This is a genomic window from Peribacillus sp. 05N428, from assembly GCF_056397085.1.
On record NZ_JBFTMS010000060.1, the window covers coordinates 1 to 20943 of the forward strand.

General features: G+C 37.5%; 22 protein-coding genes and 1 pseudogene. 18 read left to right on the forward strand and 5 right to left on the reverse strand.

Annotated elements, in window-relative coordinates; translation table 11 throughout:
• Both AC1DIV_RS27630 and AC1DIV_RS27635 read left to right on the forward strand, forming a co-directional pair.
• The coding region (locus AC1DIV_RS27630) for a transposase (RefSeq protein ID WP_477577851.1) at positions 1-639 on the forward strand (639 nt) is incomplete at its 5' end.
• A gap of 904 nt (positions 640-1543) precedes the next feature.
• A complete protein-coding gene (locus AC1DIV_RS27635) occupies positions 1544-1984 on the forward strand; it encodes a cell wall hydrolase (RefSeq protein WP_413020624.1) in 441 nt (146 codons plus the stop codon).
• Positions 1985-2176: 192 nt separating this feature from the next.
• Here the strand turns inward: AC1DIV_RS27635 and AC1DIV_RS27640 are convergent.
• A protein-coding gene (locus AC1DIV_RS27640) for an IS3 family transposase (RefSeq protein ID WP_202186412.1) occupies positions 2177-3537 on the reverse strand; the annotation gives its coding sequence in 2 pieces (ribosomal slippage) (positions 2177-3081 and positions 3081-3537; 1362 coding nt in all).
• Between the two features lie 220 nt (positions 3538-3757).
• Here AC1DIV_RS27640 and AC1DIV_RS27645 point away from each other — a divergent pair.
• The 11 genes from AC1DIV_RS27645 to AC1DIV_RS27695 all read left to right on the forward strand — a co-directional run bounded on the left by AC1DIV_RS27645 (position 3758) and on the right by AC1DIV_RS27695 (position 12532).
• Positions 3758-5188 carry an IS4 family transposase gene (locus AC1DIV_RS27645; protein ID WP_413020626.1) on the forward strand — a complete coding sequence of 477 codons (1431 nt, stop codon included), beginning with the start codon at positions 3758-3760 and terminating at the stop codon, positions 5186-5188.
• Between the two features lie 1082 nt (positions 5189-6270).
• The gene (locus AC1DIV_RS27650) at positions 6271-6477 is read left to right on the forward strand and encodes a DUF1657 domain-containing protein (RefSeq protein ID WP_207441003.1); all 207 of its coding nucleotides are present in this window, start codon (positions 6271-6273) and stop codon (positions 6475-6477) included.
• An 81-nt stretch (positions 6478-6558) separates the two neighbouring features.
• Positions 6559-7023: a YhcN/YlaJ family sporulation lipoprotein gene (locus AC1DIV_RS27655; protein ID WP_207441002.1), complete on the forward strand. Its 465-nt coding sequence runs from the start codon at positions 6559-6561 to the stop codon at positions 7021-7023.
• Between the two features lie 21 nt (positions 7024-7044).
• Positions 7045-7524 (forward strand): stage V sporulation protein AC, encoded by a 480-nt coding sequence (gene spoVAC / locus AC1DIV_RS27660; protein ID WP_207441001.1) that lies wholly within the window; start codon positions 7045-7047, stop codon positions 7522-7524.
• A complete protein-coding gene (spoVAD, locus tag AC1DIV_RS27665; RefSeq protein ID WP_207441000.1) occupies positions 7524-8537 on the forward strand; it encodes a stage V sporulation protein AD in 1014 nt (337 codons plus the stop codon). The genes spoVAC and spoVAD overlap by 1 nt, the downstream gene beginning before the upstream one ends.
• Positions 8538-8539: 2 nt before the next feature.
• Entirely contained in the window at positions 8540-8890 is a 351-nt protein-coding gene (gene spoVAE, locus AC1DIV_RS27670; RefSeq protein ID WP_207440999.1) for a stage V sporulation protein AE, read from the forward strand.
• Positions 8891-8903: 13 nt separating this feature from the next.
• Positions 8904-9110 (forward strand): DUF1657 domain-containing protein, encoded by a 207-nt coding sequence (locus tag AC1DIV_RS27675; protein WP_207440998.1) that lies wholly within the window; start codon positions 8904-8906, stop codon positions 9108-9110.
• A 21-nt stretch (positions 9111-9131) separates the two neighbouring features.
• Positions 9132-9992 (forward strand): DUF421 domain-containing protein, encoded by an 861-nt coding sequence (locus tag AC1DIV_RS27680; protein ID WP_207440997.1) that lies wholly within the window; start codon positions 9132-9134, stop codon positions 9990-9992.
• A 148-nt stretch (positions 9993-10140) separates the two neighbouring features.
• Positions 10141-10371, forward strand: coding sequence for a hypothetical protein (locus AC1DIV_RS27685; protein ID WP_207440996.1), 231 nt, complete (start codon positions 10141-10143; stop codon positions 10369-10371).
• Positions 10372-10832: 461 nt separating this feature from the next.
• Positions 10833-11507 (forward strand): DUF421 domain-containing protein, encoded by a 675-nt coding sequence (locus tag AC1DIV_RS27690; RefSeq protein WP_207440995.1) that lies wholly within the window; start codon positions 10833-10835, stop codon positions 11505-11507.
• A gap of 449 nt (positions 11508-11956) precedes the next feature.
• Positions 11957-12532, forward strand: a complete 576-nt coding sequence (locus tag AC1DIV_RS27695; RefSeq protein WP_207440994.1) for a YitT family protein — start codon at positions 11957-11959, stop codon at positions 12530-12532.
• Positions 12533-12756: 224 nt separating this feature from the next.
• Here AC1DIV_RS27695 and AC1DIV_RS27700 read toward each other — a convergent pair whose 3' ends face one another.
• The gene (locus AC1DIV_RS27700; RefSeq protein WP_413020630.1) at positions 12757-13440 is read right to left on the reverse strand and encodes a DUF421 domain-containing protein; all 684 of its coding nucleotides are present in this window, start codon (positions 13438-13440) and stop codon (positions 12757-12759) included.
• A 515-nt stretch (positions 13441-13955) separates the two neighbouring features.
• Positions 13956-15485, reverse strand: coding sequence for a phospholipase D-like domain-containing protein (locus AC1DIV_RS27705; RefSeq protein ID WP_207440992.1), 1530 nt, complete (start codon positions 15483-15485; stop codon positions 13956-13958).
• A 266-nt stretch (positions 15486-15751) separates the two neighbouring features.
• On the opposite strand from AC1DIV_RS27705, the gene AC1DIV_RS27710 reads away from it, so the two are divergent.
• Together AC1DIV_RS27710 and AC1DIV_RS27715 are read left to right on the forward strand one after the other, a co-directional pair.
• Positions 15752-16024 carry a LysM peptidoglycan-binding domain-containing protein gene (locus AC1DIV_RS27710; protein WP_413020631.1) on the forward strand — a complete coding sequence of 91 codons (273 nt, stop codon included), beginning with the start codon at positions 15752-15754 and terminating at the stop codon, positions 16022-16024.
• Positions 16025-16060: 36 nt separating this feature from the next.
• Complete coding sequence (locus AC1DIV_RS27715) at positions 16061-16630, forward strand: glycoside hydrolase family 18 protein (RefSeq protein ID WP_286185149.1); 570 nt, start codon at positions 16061-16063, stop codon at positions 16628-16630.
• Positions 16631-16966: 336 nt separating this feature from the next.
• Here the strand turns inward: AC1DIV_RS27715 and AC1DIV_RS27720 are convergent, their stop codons facing one another.
• The gene (locus AC1DIV_RS27720) at positions 16967-18346 is read right to left on the reverse strand and encodes a S8 family peptidase (RefSeq protein WP_477577852.1); all 1380 of its coding nucleotides are present in this window, start codon (positions 18344-18346) and stop codon (positions 16967-16969) included.
• A gap of 582 nt (positions 18347-18928) precedes the next feature.
• Here AC1DIV_RS27720 and AC1DIV_RS27725 point away from each other — a divergent pair.
• On the forward strand, positions 18929-19228 hold the full coding sequence (locus AC1DIV_RS27725; protein ID WP_396020882.1) for a hypothetical protein: 300 nt from the start codon (positions 18929-18931) through the stop codon (positions 19226-19228).
• A 183-nt stretch (positions 19229-19411) separates the two neighbouring features.
• On the opposite strand, the gene AC1DIV_RS27730 is transcribed toward AC1DIV_RS27725, so the two are convergent.
• Positions 19412-19876 carry a hypothetical protein gene (locus tag AC1DIV_RS27730; protein WP_477577853.1) on the reverse strand — a complete coding sequence of 155 codons (465 nt, stop codon included), beginning with the start codon at positions 19874-19876 and terminating at the stop codon, positions 19412-19414.
• 710 nt (positions 19877-20586) lie between these two features.
• On the opposite strand from AC1DIV_RS27730, the pseudogene AC1DIV_RS27735 reads away from it, so the two are divergent.
• Positions 20587-20787 (forward strand): annotated as a pseudogene (locus AC1DIV_RS27735) (DUF1657 domain-containing protein); the annotation flags it as partial.
• Positions 20761-20943, forward strand: a 183-nt coding sequence (locus AC1DIV_RS27740; protein ID WP_477577854.1) for a gamma-type small acid-soluble spore protein, incomplete at its 3' end; no start/stop codon positions are given. The pseudogene AC1DIV_RS27735 and the gene AC1DIV_RS27740, both read left to right, overlap by 27 nt.

A 20943-nucleotide genomic window follows, 5' to 3' on the forward strand; every position in this document is an offset into this window, starting at 1 on the left:
GGAACGATTGTAACACCTGGTAATACACATGACAGTCATATTTTGGAGCCACTTGTTGAGCAAGTGATTGAGAAAGTTGGAAAACCAGAAGCAGTTGCCGCAGATGCAGCTTATAAAACACCAGCGATTACAAGCTACCTAATTAACAAAGAAATCACACCTGCTTTACCCTATACACGTCCTCGTACAAAAGAAGGATTCTTTCGCAAACATGACTATGTTTACGATGAACACTTTGATTGTTACCTTTGCCCTTCGGGAGAAACTTTAAAGTACTCAACAACAAATAAAGAGGGCTATCGCGAGTACAAATCGCCAAAACAAATTTGTGCAACATGCTCATTTTTATCACGGTGTACTGAAAGCAAAGACCATCAAAAAGTAGTGACACGGCATATCTGGCAAGCATATGTGGAAGAAGCAGATCATCTGCGTCATCATCAAGAGGTAAAACCTATATATGCGAAACGCAAAGAAACGATTGAGCGTGTATTCGCAGATGCAAAAGAAAAGCATGGTATGCGTTGGACTACTTTAAGGGGACTTAAAAAATTGTCGATGCAAGCGATGCTTACTTTCGCTGCCATTAATTTAAAGAAGATGGCCACTTGGACATGGCAAGGTCCTAAAATGGCTTAACATTGTGGCTCGAAGAGCCCAAATCTCTTAACCTTTGGTCAAAATTTCAAAGGAATTTCAAAAGAGGTTCGGAATTTTTTAATTCCGAACCCCTTTTGTCTACAAACTGTAGCAGCCGTGCGGCTGCTTTTTTTTATTTTTTCCCTTTGCCTTCCGAATCGTAAAACAGCGCAGGCCGGCTAACCTTCCAGCCGGTAGGACACCCGAACCTTTCCAGCAGGAAGCTAAGGCGGCCAGTCAATCGATCAAGGGGCAAAAAACTTTTTGAAAACCAAGATAAGAAAACCAAAATATTTTTGCTAGTTATCTCTGTTATTTCAGTAATTTTTTTAATTATTTATAAAACCCTATTTTTTGTGATTCTTAGCGTTTTGCTGTGGGGATTGTTTTTCTTGTTGAAAAAAGCAAATGAAGCACTTAAACGGCAGTCTGAAGAACAATTGAAAAAACTTGAAAAATTAAAGGATCAAAAATAACAATGAAAAAGGGGTACCCCCGTTAAATGCGGATGAAGTATGCAATACAAATATTTCTTCCTCTTTTTTAAGAGTTTCGTGAAAAACTGGCCCAGAATGCCAAGCTTCAAAGAGAATCGGAATCTCGAGGAATTAGGAGGAAACGTAAGAACGTAAATCCGGATTATGGGGCTGTTTTCCCCTTATTTTCCGAACCCAACACGCGTAAATTTCGTCGAATCATACCAATGGTTATGGGTATTGTCTCAATAGAGCCTACTCTATTGAGATTGTGAAGGTTTCTACTTAAACTAACTGGCAGTTTAGTTGAATAAAGGTATAAAAAGAATGCCGTAGTTTTCATTTTACTTAAAAACTAAGCATTCTTATTTTATAAACAAGGACATGAATGTATGCTTTTTTTCATACTGTATTTTGGAGGTGGAAAAATGGCAAGAGTAGCTTACCGAAGTGCAGACATTGACTTAATGGCAAGGATGATGAGAGCAGAAGCTGAAGGCGAAGGAAAACAAGGAATGCTATATGTTGGAAATGTAATTGTTAACCGTGCTGTAGCAGATTGTCTTGACTTTAATGAATTGAGAACAATTAAACAAGTCATTTTTCAAGTACAAGGAGGAAATTTCTCTTTTGAAGCTGTTCAAAAAGGCAATGTATTTTATCAAAGAGCAAGAGAATCTGAAAGAAGATTAGCAAGACGGAATTTGGAATATTGGAGAGATCACCCAGCGAAATATGCTCTTTGGTACTTTAATCCATATGGTCCGTGTCCTCCAACATGGTACGACCAACCTTTTTCTGGTCAATTTAAAGAACATTGTTTTTATGAACCAGCGCCTGGAACATGTGAAAGTGTTTATAGCAGATGACAAGTTTGCTATTTGAGGCAAGATTCGAATATTTATAAAAACTAAAATAAAACTTTTAGTAATAGTATTTACCCAAGAAAGATTGTAAAATATTACACTTAAACTATCGGGTGCTTTACTTGAACAAGAATCCATAAAAAAAGTCGATTCCTTGAGATGAACTGACCCCCTAAAGTTAGACAGGTTATATCGTTAGGCAGCCTGTTGGGCATGCGCTCGGTATTGTACCGGGCTCATGCCTTTTAATTTTGCCTTGATTCGTTTGTGATTATAGTATTCTATATATTTTGCTAGTTCTTGTTTAAAGTGTTCCACACTTTCAAATTCTTTTAGATAAAGAAGTTCCGATTTCATGATACCAAAGAAATTTTCCATAACAGCGTTATCGTAACAATTCCCTTTGCGAGACATACTTTGCGTAATGCCACGTTCCCTAAGGGCATCACGGAATTGTTTCATTTGATAATGCCAGCCTTGATCTGAATGAATTAGGAGAGTATCGTCGTCTGTTAAGCGTTCAAAAGCTTGATCTAACATCGTTGAAATGAGTGAGTAGGTTGGTCTTGAACCGATTGTATACGTAATGATTTCTCCATTAAATAAGTCCAATATCGGCGATACATATAGCTTTTCTCCAAATAATTTAAACTCTGTAATATCCGTAACCCATTTCTCATTTGGTTTTTCAGCTTTGAAATTGCGATCTAAAATATTTAGTGCAATCTTGCCCACAGTTCCTTTGTAAGAGCGATATTTTTTCATACGGACAAGACATTTTAGTCCTAGTTCTTTCATGATACGTTGTACCTTTTTGTGGTTTACTTTGTGTCCGCGATTTCTAAGTTCATCACGAATACGTCGGTAACCAAACCTACCTTCATGTTCATCGAAAACAGATTTAATCAATACTTTCAGTTCTGCATCTGGATCAGGACGACCGAAGTTTTTCACCCAATAGTAATACGTGCTACGCGGAATGTCTGCGAGCTGTATAAGTGCTTTCACCGAGAATGCATTCCTTAATTCATAGACTACTTGTGCTTTGTCTTGTTTGGTGATTTTTCCTTGTTTTGAACTAAGGCATTCAACTTTTTTAAATAGGCATTCTCCATACGTAAACGTTCATTCTCCGCCTGTAAAGCCTCTATTGATCCTTCATCGGGTACTTGAGAATTTGATGTCTTATTATTTTTATTTTTCATGGATGGACGCCCCTTTTTCTTTGATTGTAGGGCATCAAATCCTCCTGTTTCATAAGCAATTTTCCATTTTCGAAGTGTTTCATAAGATGGAATATTAAAAATCGCCGCTGTTTCCCTGATAGACGTCCCGTGTTCGTTCATATAATTGAGTACATCTAGTTTAAACTGTGCGGGGTAGGGTGTATAGCGTTTTTCAAAAGCATCAACACCAAAAAGTTCAAATTGTTTAATCCACTGATGGAGTAAACTCGGATGAACACCAGTAGATTTAGCAATAGTTTTTCCTCCCTCATTACCATCTATATATTGTCTAACTGCCTGTATTTTTTCTTCTGAAGAAAATCTCGCCATAAAAAAGCTGCACCTCCAATTGTTAGTTGTGTCTAACAATTGGGGTGCAGTTCAAGACTGGAAATCGGCTTTTTTTATGGATTGAAACTTCCTTATCGTTGTAAATCCGCATTTTCCTGATGCTACCCCATGCCCATCAAGCTAACGAAACGAATTTCCCCCAAAATAAAAAAAACGTTATTCTTTCAATAAAGTACTCCAAAAGGATGACGTTTTTTTTATGAATCTCTCGCTTTCTGAAGAATTACATCTATTCTCACAAGAATTACAACGCTTTCTATCTCCGATAGTCCTACAAGAAGTCGCCAAACAAGTTGGTTTTGTGCAGCGATCTAGTAAGTATCAAGCAGATGAACTCATCGCCCTTTGCGTTTGGCTCAGTCAAGAAGTCGCTAGTACATCGCTTACGCAACTATGTAGTCGGTTAGAGGCTTCGACGGGCGTACTAATGAGCCAAGAGGGACTCAATCAACGTTTTAATCCAGCAGCTGTCGCATTCCTCCGAGAAGTCTTTACTTCGCTCCTAACACAGAAACTCTGTGCGACACAATCGCTATCTTCACACATGATTTCTGCTTTCGAACGTATTCGGATTTTAGATGCAACTGTGTTTCAGCTACCTGATTCCTTCGCCACTGATTATCAAGGCTCTGGAGGGAGTAGTAATACTGCGGGGGTGAAAATCCAATTGGAATACGATTTACTGAGTGGCCAATTTTTAAACGTGCAGCTAGGGCCAGGGAAAAATAATGACAAAACCTATGGCACGACTTGTCTTGAAAGCGTTGAAGCAGGTGATTTATGCCTGCGTGACTTAGGTTATTTTGACCTACGAGATTTACAAACGATTCATGAGTTGAGAGCCTATTATATATCTCGATTGAAATTAAATACACGTATTTATGTGAAAAATCCTGAACCAGAGTATTTCAAAAACGGTACACTGAAGAAGCAGACCGAATATATTCAGCTCGATATGGCACAGATCATGAAAGAACTGGAATCGGGTGAGACACTTGAAATTTCGGAAGCTTACATTGGCCAGATTCAGAAATTACCGACACGTGTAATCGTCCACCGATTAACGAATGTTCAAACCGAAACACGTCTGAAAAACCAAGCCGTACGTGAGAAAAAGAAAGGCATTGTTATGAAGGACAAGAGTAAGCAGCTAATGGGTATCAACGTATATATCACGAACACACTACCAAAAGAAGTGCCGATGGATTACGTGCACGCTCTGTATTCATTACGTTGGCAGATTGAAATTTTATTTAAAACGTGGAAGTCGTTTTTTGAAATTGATAAGTGTAAGAACGTCAAGAGAGAACGCCTAGAGTGCCATTTATATGGGCAATTAATCGGCATTCTTCTTTGTTCCTCTACCATGTTTCAAATGCGACAGCTCCTGCTGGAAAAGAAAAAACAAGAGCTGAGCGAATACAAAGCGATTTACATGATTAAGGATTACTTTCCGTTACTGTTTCGGGCAATGATAGGTGGCCCAAATGAACTTGTAACGATTCTGCATCGCCTCTATCAACTGCTTAAGAAAAATGGACGTAAATGTCATCGGTATAAGAAGATGACCGTTTTTGATATTCTTGGTGTCGTGTATGAATCAACGATGAAGCAGAAACAAGCTGCCTAGTGAAAAAGAAAAAAATGCCTTTTTTTAGAGGCGTATTTAACATGCCCATTTTTCCAGCAACCGTTATTAACGGAGGCAAAATCGTTGCATAGCTAGGAAATCATATTGTTAGCTTGATGGGCATGGTGTAGCACCGACAATGTTAAAATGTTTGTGAAACTCCAATAACCTCTAAAGTCTAAACCCATAATAAAGTTTGGTATGTTCGTCTAAGACCTCAGGATAACATCTTGGACAGTATTTGCGGTTAAAGTGAAGCGAATCGTTTGGTAACGATGAAAGTTGACCTTTCCAAAAGTATCTTTCACAAAAAGCACATATTCCAATATTCTTCAAAAGAACCACTCCCTTTATAATTTTTATCTTCATAAATAAATTCAATCCATACTATGCTCCGCTATTGTCCTATGACTAGGCATTTATCCTGTTTAAGGAATAGATTCTGCTTAGTTAAGTTAAAGCAGCATGTAACTAAGCAGCACACAGTGCAGACAAAACGCGAAAAACGTGCATTATTCACGAAATGTCGGGTACCTCTCTAAAGGATTATTGGGTTGTTACGAATTCCAAACAATGACCTTATGTGATGAGTTTGTTAAGTTTACTATTCTAAAAGATTTGTCTTGAAAATGGGGTCACCGACAAAGGAGTGGTGCTCTATTTTACTAAGGCTTCTTCAATACTAGGAAAGGATAAACCGGGAAAAATTGGTGAAAATACCTTGGGATTCATTCGTCATTAATTTCATTTTAATGTCGACAATAAAAAAAGATTTTTCAAAAGAAGAGGGATGTGTCATGAATTGGAGATAAAAAATGTCGTACAAAAAAGGGTTAAAATAGAATCTTATAATCAACGTCAAATAGAAGAATTAATGGGGATATGGAAACGAGGCTACTATAGAAAAAATGGTACAACTCGCCAAAAGTAAGTAAATAACCGTGTAACTAGTGTGGTTTGGTTGTGTGGTTCTTATCTTTTAGTGGCACGCGGGGGGGAATGAATAAAATTAGAAAGTATAAAAATCCTCTAATTGACCATTCTGAATACGTGCGATTAAAAAACATAAGGAGGTGTTATTCATGACAGTAATCAATGATGTTAAGACAACTCTTGCAGGATTGAAAAGTGCTCAGGCTAGCTTTGAGACATTTTCTCTGGGTACAGACAATGAACAAGCCAAGCAACTTTATCAAGATGCTGCTAAACAAACACAAACGATTGTTGACAGTCTTACAACAAGAATGGATCAAATTCAACAAGAAGAACCCCAATACAAACAACAATAAGTAATGTAAGAAGAAAGGTTGGTTGAGTGTCAACCAACCTTTTTTACACCTTCAATTAAAGATAAACACAGAGGTGATTTCATGAAATTCAAAATAAACACTTGTCTTTTAGTAGGAATGGTTATCATTTTAGCTTCGGGATGTACCGAAAATCAAAATCAGGTGGGTGATGACAGTGAGGGTTTGAGCATTTCACAAGTACATACAATCAACCCTATCAGCCAATCTGTTGCCAACCGAGCGAAAGTAAAGGTGATGACGGAGGAAGAGACTTGGGATGTGAAGGCAGTGAATACAGATAAGGAGCTGTTAGTAGCGATAAAAGTTGATCAATTTGATCGGTTTCGATTAAAGAAAATTGAAAAGAAAGTAAAATCTGACTTAGAAAAAAGCTTTCCAGATCATAAAGTCCTCGTTTCTACCGATCAAAAAATGTATTTGGAACTGGAACAATTAGAACAAAAACTCCAAAAGGATAACACGAATATGAAGAAATTAGAAAAGGATTTCAATAAAATCAAAACCCTTATGAAGGAACAAACGTAAAGAGAAAGAGCGTGTGTACCCATGTCCAATAGTAAAAAGAAAAAATTAACACCTGTTCAACAGGAGTATCAAGGTATTCAAAAACAAAATGAAATAAAAAGACCAGTCGTTAAAAATTGCATAAAAGCGTTTTTGACGGGTGGACTCATTTGTCTTATTGGTCAGGTCATCCAAACGTTTTATATTACTTATTTTGATTTTACCGACAAAACGGCCGGGAATCCAACAGTGGGAACGTTAGTTTTTATTGCTATGCTTCTTACAGGTTTCGGAGTGTATGATCGAATTGCACAATTTGGAGGAGCCGGGTCAGCTGTACCGGTTACTGGATTCGGAAACGCAGTCATTTCAGCTGCCATTGAACATCGAACCGAAGGGTTTGTGTTAGGTGTAGGGGGAAATATGTTTAAATTAGCCGGTCCCGTGATTGTTTTTGGCGTGTTTTCCGCGTTTGTGATTGCTTTGATTAAAACGATTTTGATACAGTGGGGTGGTTTGTGATGTTAGCAGGTCATCGTACATGGATCTTCGAACAAAAGCCGGTGATTATTTCTACCGGTACAGTTGGAGGACCATTTGAGGCAGATGGAGCGATCGCAGAAGATTTTGATCTTCTACATTCCGATTTATGGCTCGAACAGGATTCCTATGAAAAAGCACATAAAGTCTTTTTTGAAGAAGCTTGTCAAAAAGCAATGGAGAAAGGGGGGATTCAAAAGGAACAGGTTCAGTTTCTCCTCGCAGGAGACCTGATCAACCAGATTACCCCGACAAGTTTCGCGAGCCGAACAATTGGAGCCCCTTATTTTGGATTGTTTGGTGCCTGTTCTACCTCCATGGAAGGATTGGCTCTAGGGGCCTATATTGTCAATACAAACGGTGCCAAATATTTATTAACAGGGGCTTCCAGTCATGATACAGCCGTTGAAAAACAGTTTCGTTATCCAACGGAATACGGTGGACAAAAACCACCTACTGCACAATGGACGGTGACAGGTGCTGGTGCGGCTTTGCTAAGTAATTCCGGGGAAGGACCGCGTGTTACTTCTGCAACAATCGGTCGTGTCATTGATATGGGAATGACCGATCCATTTAATATGGGAGGGGCGATGGCTCCGGCTGCAGTTGATACCATTGAAGCTCATTTAAAGGAACGAAACATTCATCCATCTTATTACGATTTAATCGTCACCGGGGATCTTGGTAAGATTGGACACGCAGCTTCACTTGATTTATTTAAAAAACATGGAACCCCTATCAAGGAAGAGCAATACCAGGATTGTGGGCTGATGATTTACCGGGAGGGACAACCGGTACTAGCAGGAGCTAGTGGTGCGGGGTGTTCAGCAACGGTGGTTTATGGTCATCTATTAAACCGAATGAAAAAAGGTGAATTTAAACGAATGCTAGTGGTGGCAACAGGAGCCTTATTATCCCCCCTATCCTTTCAGCAAAACGAAACGATTCCTTGTATTGCCCATGCGGTATCGATTGAATACGGGGGTGAACAATAGCTATGATTTTTTTCTGGGCTTTTGTCGTAGGTGGTTCGATTTGTGTCATTGGGCAAATTATGTTTGATGTTTTTAAGCTTACACCGGCACATACATTAACTACTCTTGTAGTCGCTGGTGCTATTTTAGATGGCTTCGGGTTATACGAACCACTTATTGATTTTGCTGGGGCAGGAGCTACCGTTCCGATTACAAGCTTTGGGAATTCACTTGTACATGGGGCCATGCAGGAAGCCGAAAAACACGGGTTGGTCGGTGTCCTTACCGGGATGTTCGAGGTGACAAGTTCCGGCATTTCAGCTGCCATCATTTTCGGTGTGTTGGGAGCTTTGATTTTTAAACCAAAGGGATAAGGAGGGTGTTAAGATGACCATTGCATCGGAAGTAAAACAATGTCTTGCCAGTCTCAAAGGCATAGAAGCCAGTTTTTCCAGTTTAGCAGTACGAACTCAAGATGATGAATCGAAACGTACCCTGCATGAAACCATGATGGTAGTAAACGAGATCGTGAGAGATTTGAAAAAAAGGGTTGGAGAATTGGAGAGAGAGGAATTCCAGTATAAAGGATTTTAAGATAAGAGGAGGTAGTAGATCATGCCTGATTGGTTGGATGTAATTGTTCGTTCCATTTTGTTTCTAATTGTCCTGTTTTTTGTGACAAAATTGCTTGGTAAAAAGCAACTATCACAACTTTCTTTTTTTGAGTATGTCATTGGAATTACAATAGGGAGTATTGGGGCGGAAGTGGTTACGGGTCTTGAACGACAAATCCATTTAGGAATAGTGGGGATTTTAACTTTTGCGGCCATTCCATTTATTGCTGGTTATATTTCGTTGAAAAGTAAATCTTTCCGTACCTTTATTGAAGGAAAAGGGACTGTTTTTATTAAAGATGGAAAAATTATGGAAGATAATTTAAAAAAGGAAAGATACACAACGGACGAGTTGTTGGATTTGCTTCGAAAGAAAGATGTCTATCAGGTTTCTGACGTGGAATTCGCGGTACTAGAGGCAACTGGAGATTTATCCGTACTGTTGAAGAAGGAGAACCAACCTTTAACGGCAAAGGATTTGAACATCGCTGTTTCTTCCGTTAAGGAACCACAGACCGTCATTATGGACGGTGAAATATTGGATGAGCCACTTTCCACTATTGGGAGAAATCGAGGTTGGTTACAAACAGAACTGGAAAAACTAGGGGTTACGATTGAAAATGTTTTTCTTGGGCAGGTAAATTCTTATGGGGAATTAACAGTTGACCTTTTTGATGATCAGCTGCAAGTTCCATCTCCTCAAGAAAGGCCTTTAATTCTGGCAACCATGAAAAAATGTCAAGCGGATTTGGAGTTGTTTGCTCTTGGAACTGAATCAAAAGAAGCGAAGCAGATGTATAGTAAAAATAGTGAAAAATTACAAGAAGCCATTGATAAAGTGGCCCCTATTTTAAAAGGATAATGGTTGTTTCATTTACATGGTGATGCACGATCAAAAAGGATCAGTTTTCACGATACCTTAGTCGAATTTTCAAAAATATACTACATTTTTGAGCTCTTTTGGACACCATAAGTTTTGGACAACATAAATACTAAGAAGGTGGTAATGGATGAATAAGCGAATAGGCAAAGGGGTTTATTTAGTATCTTCAGCAGCCTCGTTTTTATGTGCAATGTTGATAGGTTTACATAGTATGTTTTATCCGAATGTAGGCCGTCCGGATTCGGAAGACTGGAAGTGGATGCTTTTTTATTTTGCTAATGGCTTACTTTCACAGTATATTGCCTTGAATTTCTTTAACGATCAAGGCGATCAAAAGAAAAGAGAGGAAAGTAATTAAGTTGTTATATCGTTTTCAAAAAGAAAAAAAGCCTCTCAATAAATGAACTGTACCTCATTGGAAGAACATTTTCTTTCACATAAATATCAAGGAGATGCTCACAAAAATAAACAACGTACGTTGGTTAACTTCCTTATTCAATTTTATCCGCGATAACAGATGGATGTTTGGAAATAGACGTAAAAATAGGGGTAGGATGCTTTCGTTATTAGGTTTAGGAGTCGGAGCTGTTGCGGTTTATGGAATGACAAGAGGACGCAGGAATAAAATAAAACAAACAACCGTACAACCCATCCTAAATAGGTTTAATAATAGATAAATAAAAATTAATATTTTATCTAATCGGTAAAATTAGATCTTGAATTTTTGATTCATTACCCCTGTATTCAAATAGATGGCAAAAAGTTTAAAACCCTTAGTCCGATTTCGGACTAAGGTAAACTTTCTTAGAGGTGTTAGCAGTGTTTATTTTTTTAGTTAAATCAATTTTTATATATATTGTGTTTGTTTTAGCAGTGAAAATTTTAGGGAAATCGGCCCTAGCACAACTTACCCCTCACGATTTTGGAGCCATTCTTTTTTTATCTTATTTAGCTTTTGGGTCTATTAAAATAGAAGGAGTAATGGAGGGGGTTATTGGAATCATTGTTATAACATGCGTCCATCTATTTATATCAAAATTAAGTTTATTAAATTGGTTAAACCCTTTTATTATTGGGAAACCGACTATTCTAATTAAACATAGCAAAATTATATATAAAAATTTAAGGAAAAGTAGATATCCTTTAGCTGAACTATTATCGAATCTAAGAACATCAGGATACCCAGATATTCAGAATATTGAATATGCGATTTTGGAAGCAACTGGTGAAATTAGCATTTTACCTAAGGAAGAGTTAGTTCCTATTACTCCAAAGCATTTACATATGAAAGTGAAATACCATGGATTACCTATTGCCGTTGTGATTGAAGGGAAAGTTCAAAAGTATAATTTAAAATTAATCAACAAGAACGAAGAGTGGTTAAAGCAGGAACTAAAGGCAAAAGGATATCATCAAATCAAAGATATATTTTACGCTTCTGTTAGAGATACCGACAATTCATTAACAGTTAATACAATTGATGTTAACGACTAATCCAAGTAGTTTGTTTGCTTCCTTCCCGCCTCTATGTTTTATAATCTCACGAAAAGACTAAGATCGAATGACAGTACATCTCTTTTTAGGTTATACATGCACGAAAAACGAAGTAGTTAAAATAAGCCTTGAATTTTCCGAGAGGAGGGATGTTTTAAAAACAGAGGAACAAAATACTACCCTGATTATTTGGTGGAATGGTGTAATTACATTTATTTCTTTAGGAAAGTAGGAAACCGATGTTTTTAGAACTCTTTGATATAAAAACCTTAGAGGAATGGGAAGAATCATGCCGCGAATTAAAAGAAAAATTACAGTAAAAGGGACTCTCATGACTTGTAGACAGTTAAAAGGCTTATATGAACAGTGGGAATTGCTATACAGAACTCGTTACAAATCTTATCCTCCTTCTGAAATAACATGCTTGTACATATATTAACGGTAAACAAATGAAGGTGATTTATATTTTTCAGAAAGCAGCGGCTATACTTATAGGTAGTCTATTATTGAGTATAGGAATAAACGGTTTTTTAATACCCCATCATTTGTTAGACGGAGGGATTACGGGAATTGCTCTTATCCTACATTATTACTTTGATTTTCCTACAGGTTTAGCTATGTTTCTTTTAAGCATCCCTCTATGCATATACGCGTGGATCTATGAACGAACATTCTTTTATAATAGCTTTCTAGGATTGATTGTTGCTTCTATATTCATTGATTGGCTAGCGCCTTTAAGAAACCAATTTTCCCTACCTATTTTTTCGAGTATGTTACTAGGAGGGGGATTGATTGGAATAGGAGTAGGGATCATGCTTCGATATGAAGCAAGTACCGGAGGAACCGACTTGTTAGCCCAATTTATTTCGAAAGCTTTTTCCATAAATATAGGGGTTGTTATTTTCATGATAGATGGTCTAATTGTAACAGCGGCGTTTAATACGTTAGAGTTAAAAGCATTCCTTTTTTCTTTCTTAACTATTTGTATTATAGGAATGATTACTTCTTTGATGGCTAGGAGATAAAAAGATGCATGGACATTATTTCTCGTTTGAACATAATGGTGTATCGTAGTTGTGTTATCTCGTTCACCGTATTTTTGTTGGTCTTACACGGTTATCGTATTTTGGCGGAAGCGATTAGCAACTTGGGTATGGTTTATATTACCTTTTATCGGAGTTATAAAATTGTTTAGATTTTAAGTTACAGTTACGTGTTTTAGGTATTCAGGTTTTAAAATGAAGAAGTTTTATCTGGGACTTATATGTATGCCTTCACTCTCAAGCCAATCTGCGTAGAGTATACGCTTTTCATTATCATATCCATTGGCAGTTAATTGGTTATCTAACCACTGTTGATCAAATCCGAGTTCATGTAAATTATCCCATGAAATTTCCCCATCTATAATTAACGATGTTGGGAGGTCTACTGGACTTTCTGAAAGATTGAGATCTTGCTTGTCTGGTTTTTGATACTTGGATTTTAATAATATACTTATTTGCCCATTAGCTTCCAGTATACCGTATTTGACTTCGCGAACTGAAAAAACATTATTTTGTCGAAGCAAACTCAATACTTGATTTACATCCAATTTGTTCTTTTTAAGTAACTTTCGGTCCATGCCACCATCCCGAATGATGATGTTAGGATTGCCTAATAAGAGAGAACGTGTCGATTTATTTTTTAGAGTTATAAACTCTATACCTAACATGAGAAGCGTCCACAATCCGATTGCATATAAAAAATGGAAAGTCCTTACCTTATCTTCATAAATGGTATTTCCTAAAAAATCCCCAAGCACTAACACAAAAACTAAGTGAAACGGGGTTAATTGATAGATGGATGTTCTGCCTGTTATGATAATGATAAAAAATAAAGTGCCAAAACCTACCACAACTTTGATCGTCAGTAACCAAATATTAACTTCTCCCAAGGCATTTTTCCTCCCGTTTAAATTGTACTTTTTCTGAGTCCCATAATCAAATTATGGCTAATGTATCAAATTTTTTTAGTAGTGCGGAGGTTGTTTTTAGATGAAAATATTACGAATTTTTTTATATCGGCAACACATTAGAAGGAAAGAACTGTTTAACTAAGAAATTGAGTTATCCCTTAAAATGGTTGGAACTGTATATTCAATGCTTATCTTCTAATAAACGTATTTCCTTTAGATTTTTAAATATATCATCTATTGATATCACTCCTATATTTAAATTAAAAGTATTTTTACAAACAGATATTTTTGTAAAAATAAAAACGATTCTAACTATTAGCGCCACCTTTTTTTATTATTACCATTTTCCGGTGATTTATTTTCATCGTAAATAAGAAAAAAACGTGCTAGAAGTTTTTAACACGAGTTTACGACTTTTTTCAACAATTCAGTAATATTTAAAAACGGTGTAAACTTCTAAATCTACATTTAGAATAGAACAAGAAAAACAGGATTTATAACAATGGAGAAAGCAGACGAGCTCCTTGCTCAATAATACGCTGTGAAAGGGAACGCTTCAGCAAATCTTCTATGTGCAACGACACAGAATCAGTAAGATCGTATTCGAATTGCTGTGTGAGTTCCCTCGCCACATGAGCACTGTACAAGACTTGACACACTTCATAATTCAGACGGAAACTTCTCATGTCATAGTTTGCAGCGCCTACTTCTGCAATTTCCTCATCAATGATCATCAGCTTCGCATGCAACATTCCTTTGTCGTACTGGTAGATATGGACTCCAGCTTCTATAAGTTCCCCGTAATAGGTACGGCTTGCAAGGCCCACGATTTTTTGATCAATGTGGCGAGGAACCAGCAACCTTACGCGCACACCACGAGCCACCGCTGTCTTTAATGCCATGATAATATCTGTTTCTGGTACAAAGTAGGGTGTTGTTATATCAATCGTCTTGGTCGCCTGTGTTATACATATAAAGTAAGCTTGCCGAATGACTGGAGTAGGAATTCCAGGATTTCCTTCCAACGTATGGATGTACGCTTTTTGCAATGTCCCTGTCTTTGGGGATTTGTCTTTCTCTTTACCATCTAAGGCACTCAATTCAGATCCCCATTCGGCAGACCATCTCAAAAGATCTACGCTACTGGTTGGATTGATTTCCTGTGATTTATTTTTGGGGAATTTAGTGGGCTTTTTCGCTATCTCAGATTTTGTTTTCCAACTTGTTTTCGACTTTATCCGTTCCGGCAAAGCGATATTCCAATGAACGTCGAAGACAGTCTGCAAATCAGCTGTTGCTTCCCCTATAATTTGCAAATGAGTGTCCCGCCAGAATCCTACGTCTGGCTTTAATCCTGTATATTCATATCCCACGTTTATACCACCAGTAAAAGATACCTTTCCGTCGATGGTGACAATTTTACAATGATCTCGGTAATTCCAATTGGACATAATCCAGGGAAAGCGTAAAGGAAATATTGTCCGGCATTCTATCCCTGCTTCTACCATCTGAAGGATTTTTTGACGCGGGAATTTTTTACTCCCCCAACCATCTCTAATAAAACGAACCCGGACTCCGTTTACTGATTTTTCAATCAGCAGTTCTGTGATGCGATTACCAATTTGGTCATTCCGATAGATGTAATATTCCAGATCAATTGTTTTTTGGGCTTTTTGTAGGGATTCGATTAGTTGTTCATATTTTGCTATTCCATTATTTAGTACTTGAACTTTGCCGACTCGAAGCCCATGAACAGTGAAATGCCGTAAAGCATCAGCGATTACCGATGCTGAATCACTATATGTATCAGGCAATTTATCAGACTTATTATGAGAAGAGGTTAATCTTTTCCGATGAATAAGCTTAGGATTTGATATGCTAAGATATAGCCAGAAGCCAATGACAGGCAAAATAAGGACGATTGTTATCCAATTTAAAGCTTTGGCAGGACGACGAACTTCCCAAATTGCTATGAATAACATAAAGAACGTATTTAACAGGTACAGACTATAGATCCACTCCAAGTGAAATCACTCCCTTGTTTTTCTCTTAATATGTACAACCTGTGTAGCGAGTATACGTTTAGAATACGAAGGAATTGTTTAGATATATATGATGGGCTCACCTTTTGGGGAACAATTATAAGCTAGAAGAGTGAAAAACTCAGAATTATGGAATACCGAACGCCATGAAGCATAAAAGGGCTTTACAGGAATAAAATGAATGGAATACTATGAAGGAAAGTGGGGCCGTGCATGTGAAAATCCATGTGGTGAATAGGGGGGATTCCTTGTGGAGGATTTCCCAGCAATCTGGTGTCAGCACCAACCGAGTTGTTAGGATCAATAGCCTTGAAAATCCCGATAAGCTAGTGATTGGCCTAGCACTTTTAATTCCTGAACCTTATCTTCAGTACAGAGTTCTACCAGGGAATACTATCCAAAAAATCGCGAATCAGTTTGGAACAACCATACAGGAAATCATGCAAACGAATCACCTCACAAATCCTTCTACTATCTATACAGGCCAAAGACTTACCATTCCGGTCTTTATCATACAGTAAGGGAACGAGATACCCTTTATGACATAGCAAGACGTTATGGAACGACTGTTCAAGGATTATGCAGACCAATCGAATTACAGACCCCCTTCTAATATTTATCCCGGTCAGATATTAAAGATTCCCCAAAAACTGAAAACCACCATTGATGTGAATGATTTTACAAACGTGTATGGGCAAGCCGGTGCGGAGCAGGTACGTGAGGTAGCCTACGATTTGACATACGTAAGTCCATTTGATTATAGAATGAGGCAAGATGGAAGCTTGGAAGTCATTGATGACAACCCGACCATACAAGCGGCGCATTCGACTAGGGTTGTTCCCGTGATGTGCATAACGAATTTTTCCGCTATAGAAGCGGGAACACAGCTTGCACATACGATTCTTTCTGATTTAAGTTTAGTGGAAAAATTATTGACCAACGTCATAAATACTATGAGAAATAAAGGTTACCGTGGATTGAATATAGATTTCGAAAGTGTAGCACCAGAGGACCGCGATTTCTACAATCGCTTTCTCCAAAGGGCAGGGGATCGATTGCATCCTGAAGGCTATTTTGTGTCTTCCTCCTTGCCCCAAAAACTAGCTCCGATCAAAAGGGATTATTAGTTAAAGCATATGATTACCCTGTGCACGGACAGCTTCTCGACTTCGTTGTGCTGATGACATATGAATGGGGTTACCAAAAGGGACCGCCACAGGCTATCTCTCCCATTAATCAAATCAAGCGTGTCCTTAACTATACAGTTACAGTGATTCCAACAAACAAAATCTTAATGGGCTTTCAAATTTATGCACGTGACTGGCTTGTTCCTCAGAATTGGGAACTACTTGGGACACATTTATTGTACGGAAATTGTAGGGTGTTTTTTAACAGCAAAAGGCAGTCCTAAAGGTTCATTGCCTTTTGCCTGGCATGGGGTCTACAGGGTGAGAGTTTTCCGATTATTGAATTTGGGCAGCTTCCAGTGCATTCTTTACATCAATTAAGCCACTGCCGAAATCGCTATCAGCTCCAGGGATTCCCAGGTCATAAGCAGTATTCTTAATAATGTCAATTACTTCTCTATTAGTTAAATCAGGGTTCGCAGAGAGTAAAAGGCCTGCTAGTCCCGCTGCATGAGGCGAAGCCATAGATGTGCCTGACAGGGCTGCATATTGCTGGTTAAAATAGGTACTAGAAATTTGGACACCAGGAGCTGTGACATCAATATAATCTACATAATTTGAAAATGGGGCACGTTGTCCCGTGTAACTTACGGCGGCGACACTTAGAACCTCAGGATAGACAGCTGGATAGCTCGGTTGGCTGGTATTTTCGTTTCCGGCAGCAGCAATCAGGACGACGTTATGATCGTAGGCATAGTCAACTGATTCTTTCAACAAGGAAGAGGGCTGATAGTTGCCTAAACTCAGATTGATTACATCTGCTCCATGATCCACTGCCCAAATAATCCCTTTTGCTACATCAAAGGTCGTCCCATACCCTTCAGCACTCATTGCTTTAACAGGCATTATTTTGTTATACCAGGTGATGCCAGCAACGCCTTCTCGGTTGTTTGTTTCCGATGCAATGATTCCGGCGACATGGGTGCCATGGCCGTTGTCATCATCAGGGAAATCGTTATTCTCTAGTACATTGTATCCGTTTGTTAAACGTCTTCTCAAATCAGGATGGTTTAGATCAACGCCGCTGTCTACAACAGCAATAATAATATGTTCATCCCCTCTTGTAATATCCCAGCCTGCTTCTGTGTGAATGACTGGCAGGTTCCATTGATATTGTTCGTGGTACAGTAAATCATTAGGAAATTCAACTTGATTTTGCAGATAAAGATAATTGGGTTCAGCAAATTCAACATTAGTCCGTTCGTTAAAATATTCAATCAGTTCCAAAGTCGTAAACTCATTGGAATGAAAAGCAATCGTCGAATTCAGATTTTTAATGATATTGCCATTTATCTCCCTTACCATCCGATTTAAATCCTGCGTCGTTGGATGAATCTTGAACTTGACGGTTACTTCGTTCTTAATATAATGGCTCTCATTTTTTTCATTGTGTTTAATGAGAAAAACGGAAGGATCATTTCTTAAGTGATTCTTTATGGTTTCACCCATGGAAAGGCTGTTTATTTGAAGAACATTTCTTTCGTTTTCAACATTTTGGACTCTGGTAATAGGGGGATTAAATCTGTTGTTGACAGTTTCCGTTTCATTTTCCTGATTCTGTGTGTTTCTTGTATTTTGGAACAGAAATAGTAACCCGATGGATAAAAGAAAAAGTATGGAAACAGTAACCAATAAGGACCTTGGTATTTTTCTCATGAGACACCCCTAAATCATTTTATTATTAGCTTGTTGTTGTTGCAGGAATTTTAACGATGGGAATGGGTGGAAAAACAAAAAGGGGTTTCGTTTTACTTTGCTATATAGGGCTAAAAGGTTCCTTTTCGTCCTAATTGGGTAAAACGACCAAAAGACTTCACCTGTAACATAATTTAAGATTCCAAGAAGCTTAACGCTTTTTACGGTTTAATAATTTCCTAGAAATTTGGTATCTTCTAATTTAGGGGGTGGGTAGGCAAATGTCTATTATTGGGAAATTGAGGAACATAAGATAAAACTGAATATACTCAATATAAGAAAGGAAGTTAAAAGTGGTCTCTTCAGTTATCTCAACAATCAAAATAAAGTCAAACTGAAAAAACGCTGACCATGATCAGCGTTTTTTCATATGCTTTTGTTATGCAGAAAATCCTATATCGACTTTTAGGCTACCATATTTTTGAGTTTTCGTATTACATAACAATGTGCAACAGAATTGTATTAAATAGGATACTTGCCCAAGAATCGAGACAGGTAATCGCATATCTTTATTACATAAAAAATGAAATGAGGACTGTTTTTATGAATGAAGACATGCAATTGTCTCCTATAGAAAACGAAATAAAGCAATCTGACACAAGAATTTTTGGGAGAAGACCAATTAGGTTTGTTAGACCTTACTTTGTTAGACCGTTTTTTTGGAGGCCTTTTTTTGGAGGAGTATTGGGAGGAGTATTAGGTGGATTATTGGCTGGTGCATTATTGAGTAGATATAGATATTATCCTTATCCATACTACCCATACCCATACCCATACCCTCCTTATCCGTACTATCCATTGGCATACCCTTTTTATTCATACTCTCCAGTGTATTATTATTAATTATTTTAGCTCTCTATCCTCTCCATACAGAGCTAGTCTCCATAATACTGGGGATTAAGATTTATCACATTGGAAAAGTCACTCTTTTTTTAGGATATATCATTAAGTTCAATTTGAAACATACAAAACACTGTTTGAAAACAAACGGTGTTGAAACTTATTGCTGTATACCTATTTTAATCTTTATTCATCTAAATTATCTGGATCGTTTACATCTTTAGGATCTTCAATTGGTTCTTCTGTATCAGGCACTAAATCAGTTTCATCATCTTTATTTTCATCTTTATTATCCGGATCATTTGCATCTTTAGGATCTTCAATTGGTTCTTCTGTATCAGGCACTAAATCAGTTTCATCATCTTTATTTTCATCTTTACTATCCGGGTCATTTGCATCTTTAGGATCTTCAATTGGTTCTTCTGTATCAGGACCTACATCCACTTCAGGTGGTGGATTATTATCATCTTCTACATTATTACACCCCATTAACATGATGGCAGATAGAAAAACTGCTGTTAATAGCCTTACCCACTTAAAATTCATTTTTATCGACCTCTCTATTGGTTTTTCACTTTTAATAATATCTTCTACTTTCCACCTTTTTATACGAACACTGTAACTTACAGCACCAACTTTATCTTCAATCACAGAACTTTCCACGATGATGTTGTATAAGTCACCCCGGTTAAGGCTCATTAAAGTTCATAGGAGTTATTCTGTAAATACTATGAAACACATCTTCATCCATATATTTCAATATAAAATTTTTGCGAGAGTTTCAACAAATACGTTTTCTTCCTTCCGAGGGATTGGGATCTTTTGTCTTTCCATTGATTTTTTCTTCTTTCGGAATATTTCTCTTAATAAATTTCCCATTGGCTGAAGCATTGACCCTAGTACAATTCTTTTAAATCATGAAGCGACCAGTTTAAAAAACCCGTCACTTTTTTAACTTAACAACTTTTTAACTTAACAACATTAATATTCAGGCCCTTACTCACCAAACAGTAGGGGCCTATATGTATGATTTTCAAAATTTCCCTTTTAAAAAGAATTTAGAGGATCTATTTATTATCGAAAAGTATAAATCATAAAAAAAACGGGAAGGTGTCAGGCATTGGAGATAAAAAATGTAATACAGAAAAGTTTTAAAAGGCAATCTGACAGTCAACGTCAAATAGAGGAATTGATGGGGATAGGGAAACTAGGCTACTATTAAAGAAATGGTGCCATTCGTCAAAAATAATTACATAACTGTGGGTTTTTGGTCATTTAAAAACAGAAAAATTGGAATGAATAAAAAATCTTCTTATTCATCATTCTAAAAAAGGTTAAAAAAACATAAGGAGGCGTTATTCATGACAGTAATCAATGACGTTAAGAAAACTCTTGCAGGATTGAAAAGTGCGCAGGCGAGCTTTGAGACATTTTCTCTTGGTACAGACAATGAACAAGCCAAGCAACTTTACCAAAATGCTGCTCAACAAACACAATCACTTGTTGAGAGTATTGAACCACGTGTTCAACAAATTATACAAGAAGAACCGCAATATGCTCAAGATGGAAGCCAAGCTTCCCAAGGCAGAACGCAAGGATCACAAGGTCAATACGGAACCGAGTTCGCAAGCCAAAATAATGCACAACAAGTAAGAAAACAAAACGCACAATCTACTCAAGGTGGCCAAGCTTCCCAAGGCAGAACGCAAGGATCACAA

What these genes read in the sequence shown, in the direction of transcription:
- spoVAD (WP_207441000.1), top strand. Translation starts at nt 7,524, where the DNA reads ATGTTAGCAGGTCATCGTACATGGATCTTCGAACAAAAGCCGGTGATT.
- spoVAE (WP_207440999.1), top strand. Translation starts at nt 8,540, where the DNA reads ATGATTTTTTTCTGGGCTTTTGTCGTAGGTGGTTCGATTTGTGTCATT.
- AC1DIV_RS27645 (WP_413020626.1), top strand. Translation starts at nt 3,758, where the DNA reads ATGAATCTCTCGCTTTCTGAAGAATTACATCTATTCTCACAAGAATTA.
- AC1DIV_RS27715 (WP_286185149.1), top strand. Translation starts at nt 16,061, where the DNA reads ATGGAACGACTGTTCAAGGATTATGCAGACCAATCGAATTACAGACCC.
- AC1DIV_RS27725 (WP_396020882.1), top strand. Translation starts at nt 18,929, where the DNA reads ATGAATGAAGACATGCAATTGTCTCCTATAGAAAACGAAATAAAGCAA.
- AC1DIV_RS27675 (WP_207440998.1), top strand. Translation starts at nt 8,904, where the DNA reads ATGACCATTGCATCGGAAGTAAAACAATGTCTTGCCAGTCTCAAAGGC.
- AC1DIV_RS27685 (WP_207440996.1), top strand. Translation starts at nt 10,141, where the DNA reads ATGAATAAGCGAATAGGCAAAGGGGTTTATTTAGTATCTTCAGCAGCC.
- AC1DIV_RS27635 (WP_413020624.1), top strand. Translation starts at nt 1,544, where the DNA reads ATGGCAAGAGTAGCTTACCGAAGTGCAGACATTGACTTAATGGCAAGG.
- AC1DIV_RS27655 (WP_207441002.1), top strand. Translation starts at nt 6,559, where the DNA reads ATGAAATTCAAAATAAACACTTGTCTTTTAGTAGGAATGGTTATCATT.
- AC1DIV_RS27695 (WP_207440994.1), top strand. Translation starts at nt 11,957, where the DNA reads ATGAAGGTGATTTATATTTTTCAGAAAGCAGCGGCTATACTTATAGGT.
- AC1DIV_RS27720 (WP_477577852.1), bottom strand. Translation starts at nt 18,346, where the DNA reads ATGAGAAAAATACCAAGGTCCTTATTGGTTACTGTTTCCATACTTTTT.
- AC1DIV_RS27680 (WP_207440997.1), top strand. Translation starts at nt 9,132, where the DNA reads ATGCCTGATTGGTTGGATGTAATTGTTCGTTCCATTTTGTTTCTAATT.
- spoVAC (WP_207441001.1), top strand. Translation starts at nt 7,045, where the DNA reads ATGTCCAATAGTAAAAAGAAAAAATTAACACCTGTTCAACAGGAGTAT.
- AC1DIV_RS27650 (WP_207441003.1), top strand. Translation starts at nt 6,271, where the DNA reads ATGACAGTAATCAATGATGTTAAGACAACTCTTGCAGGATTGAAAAGT.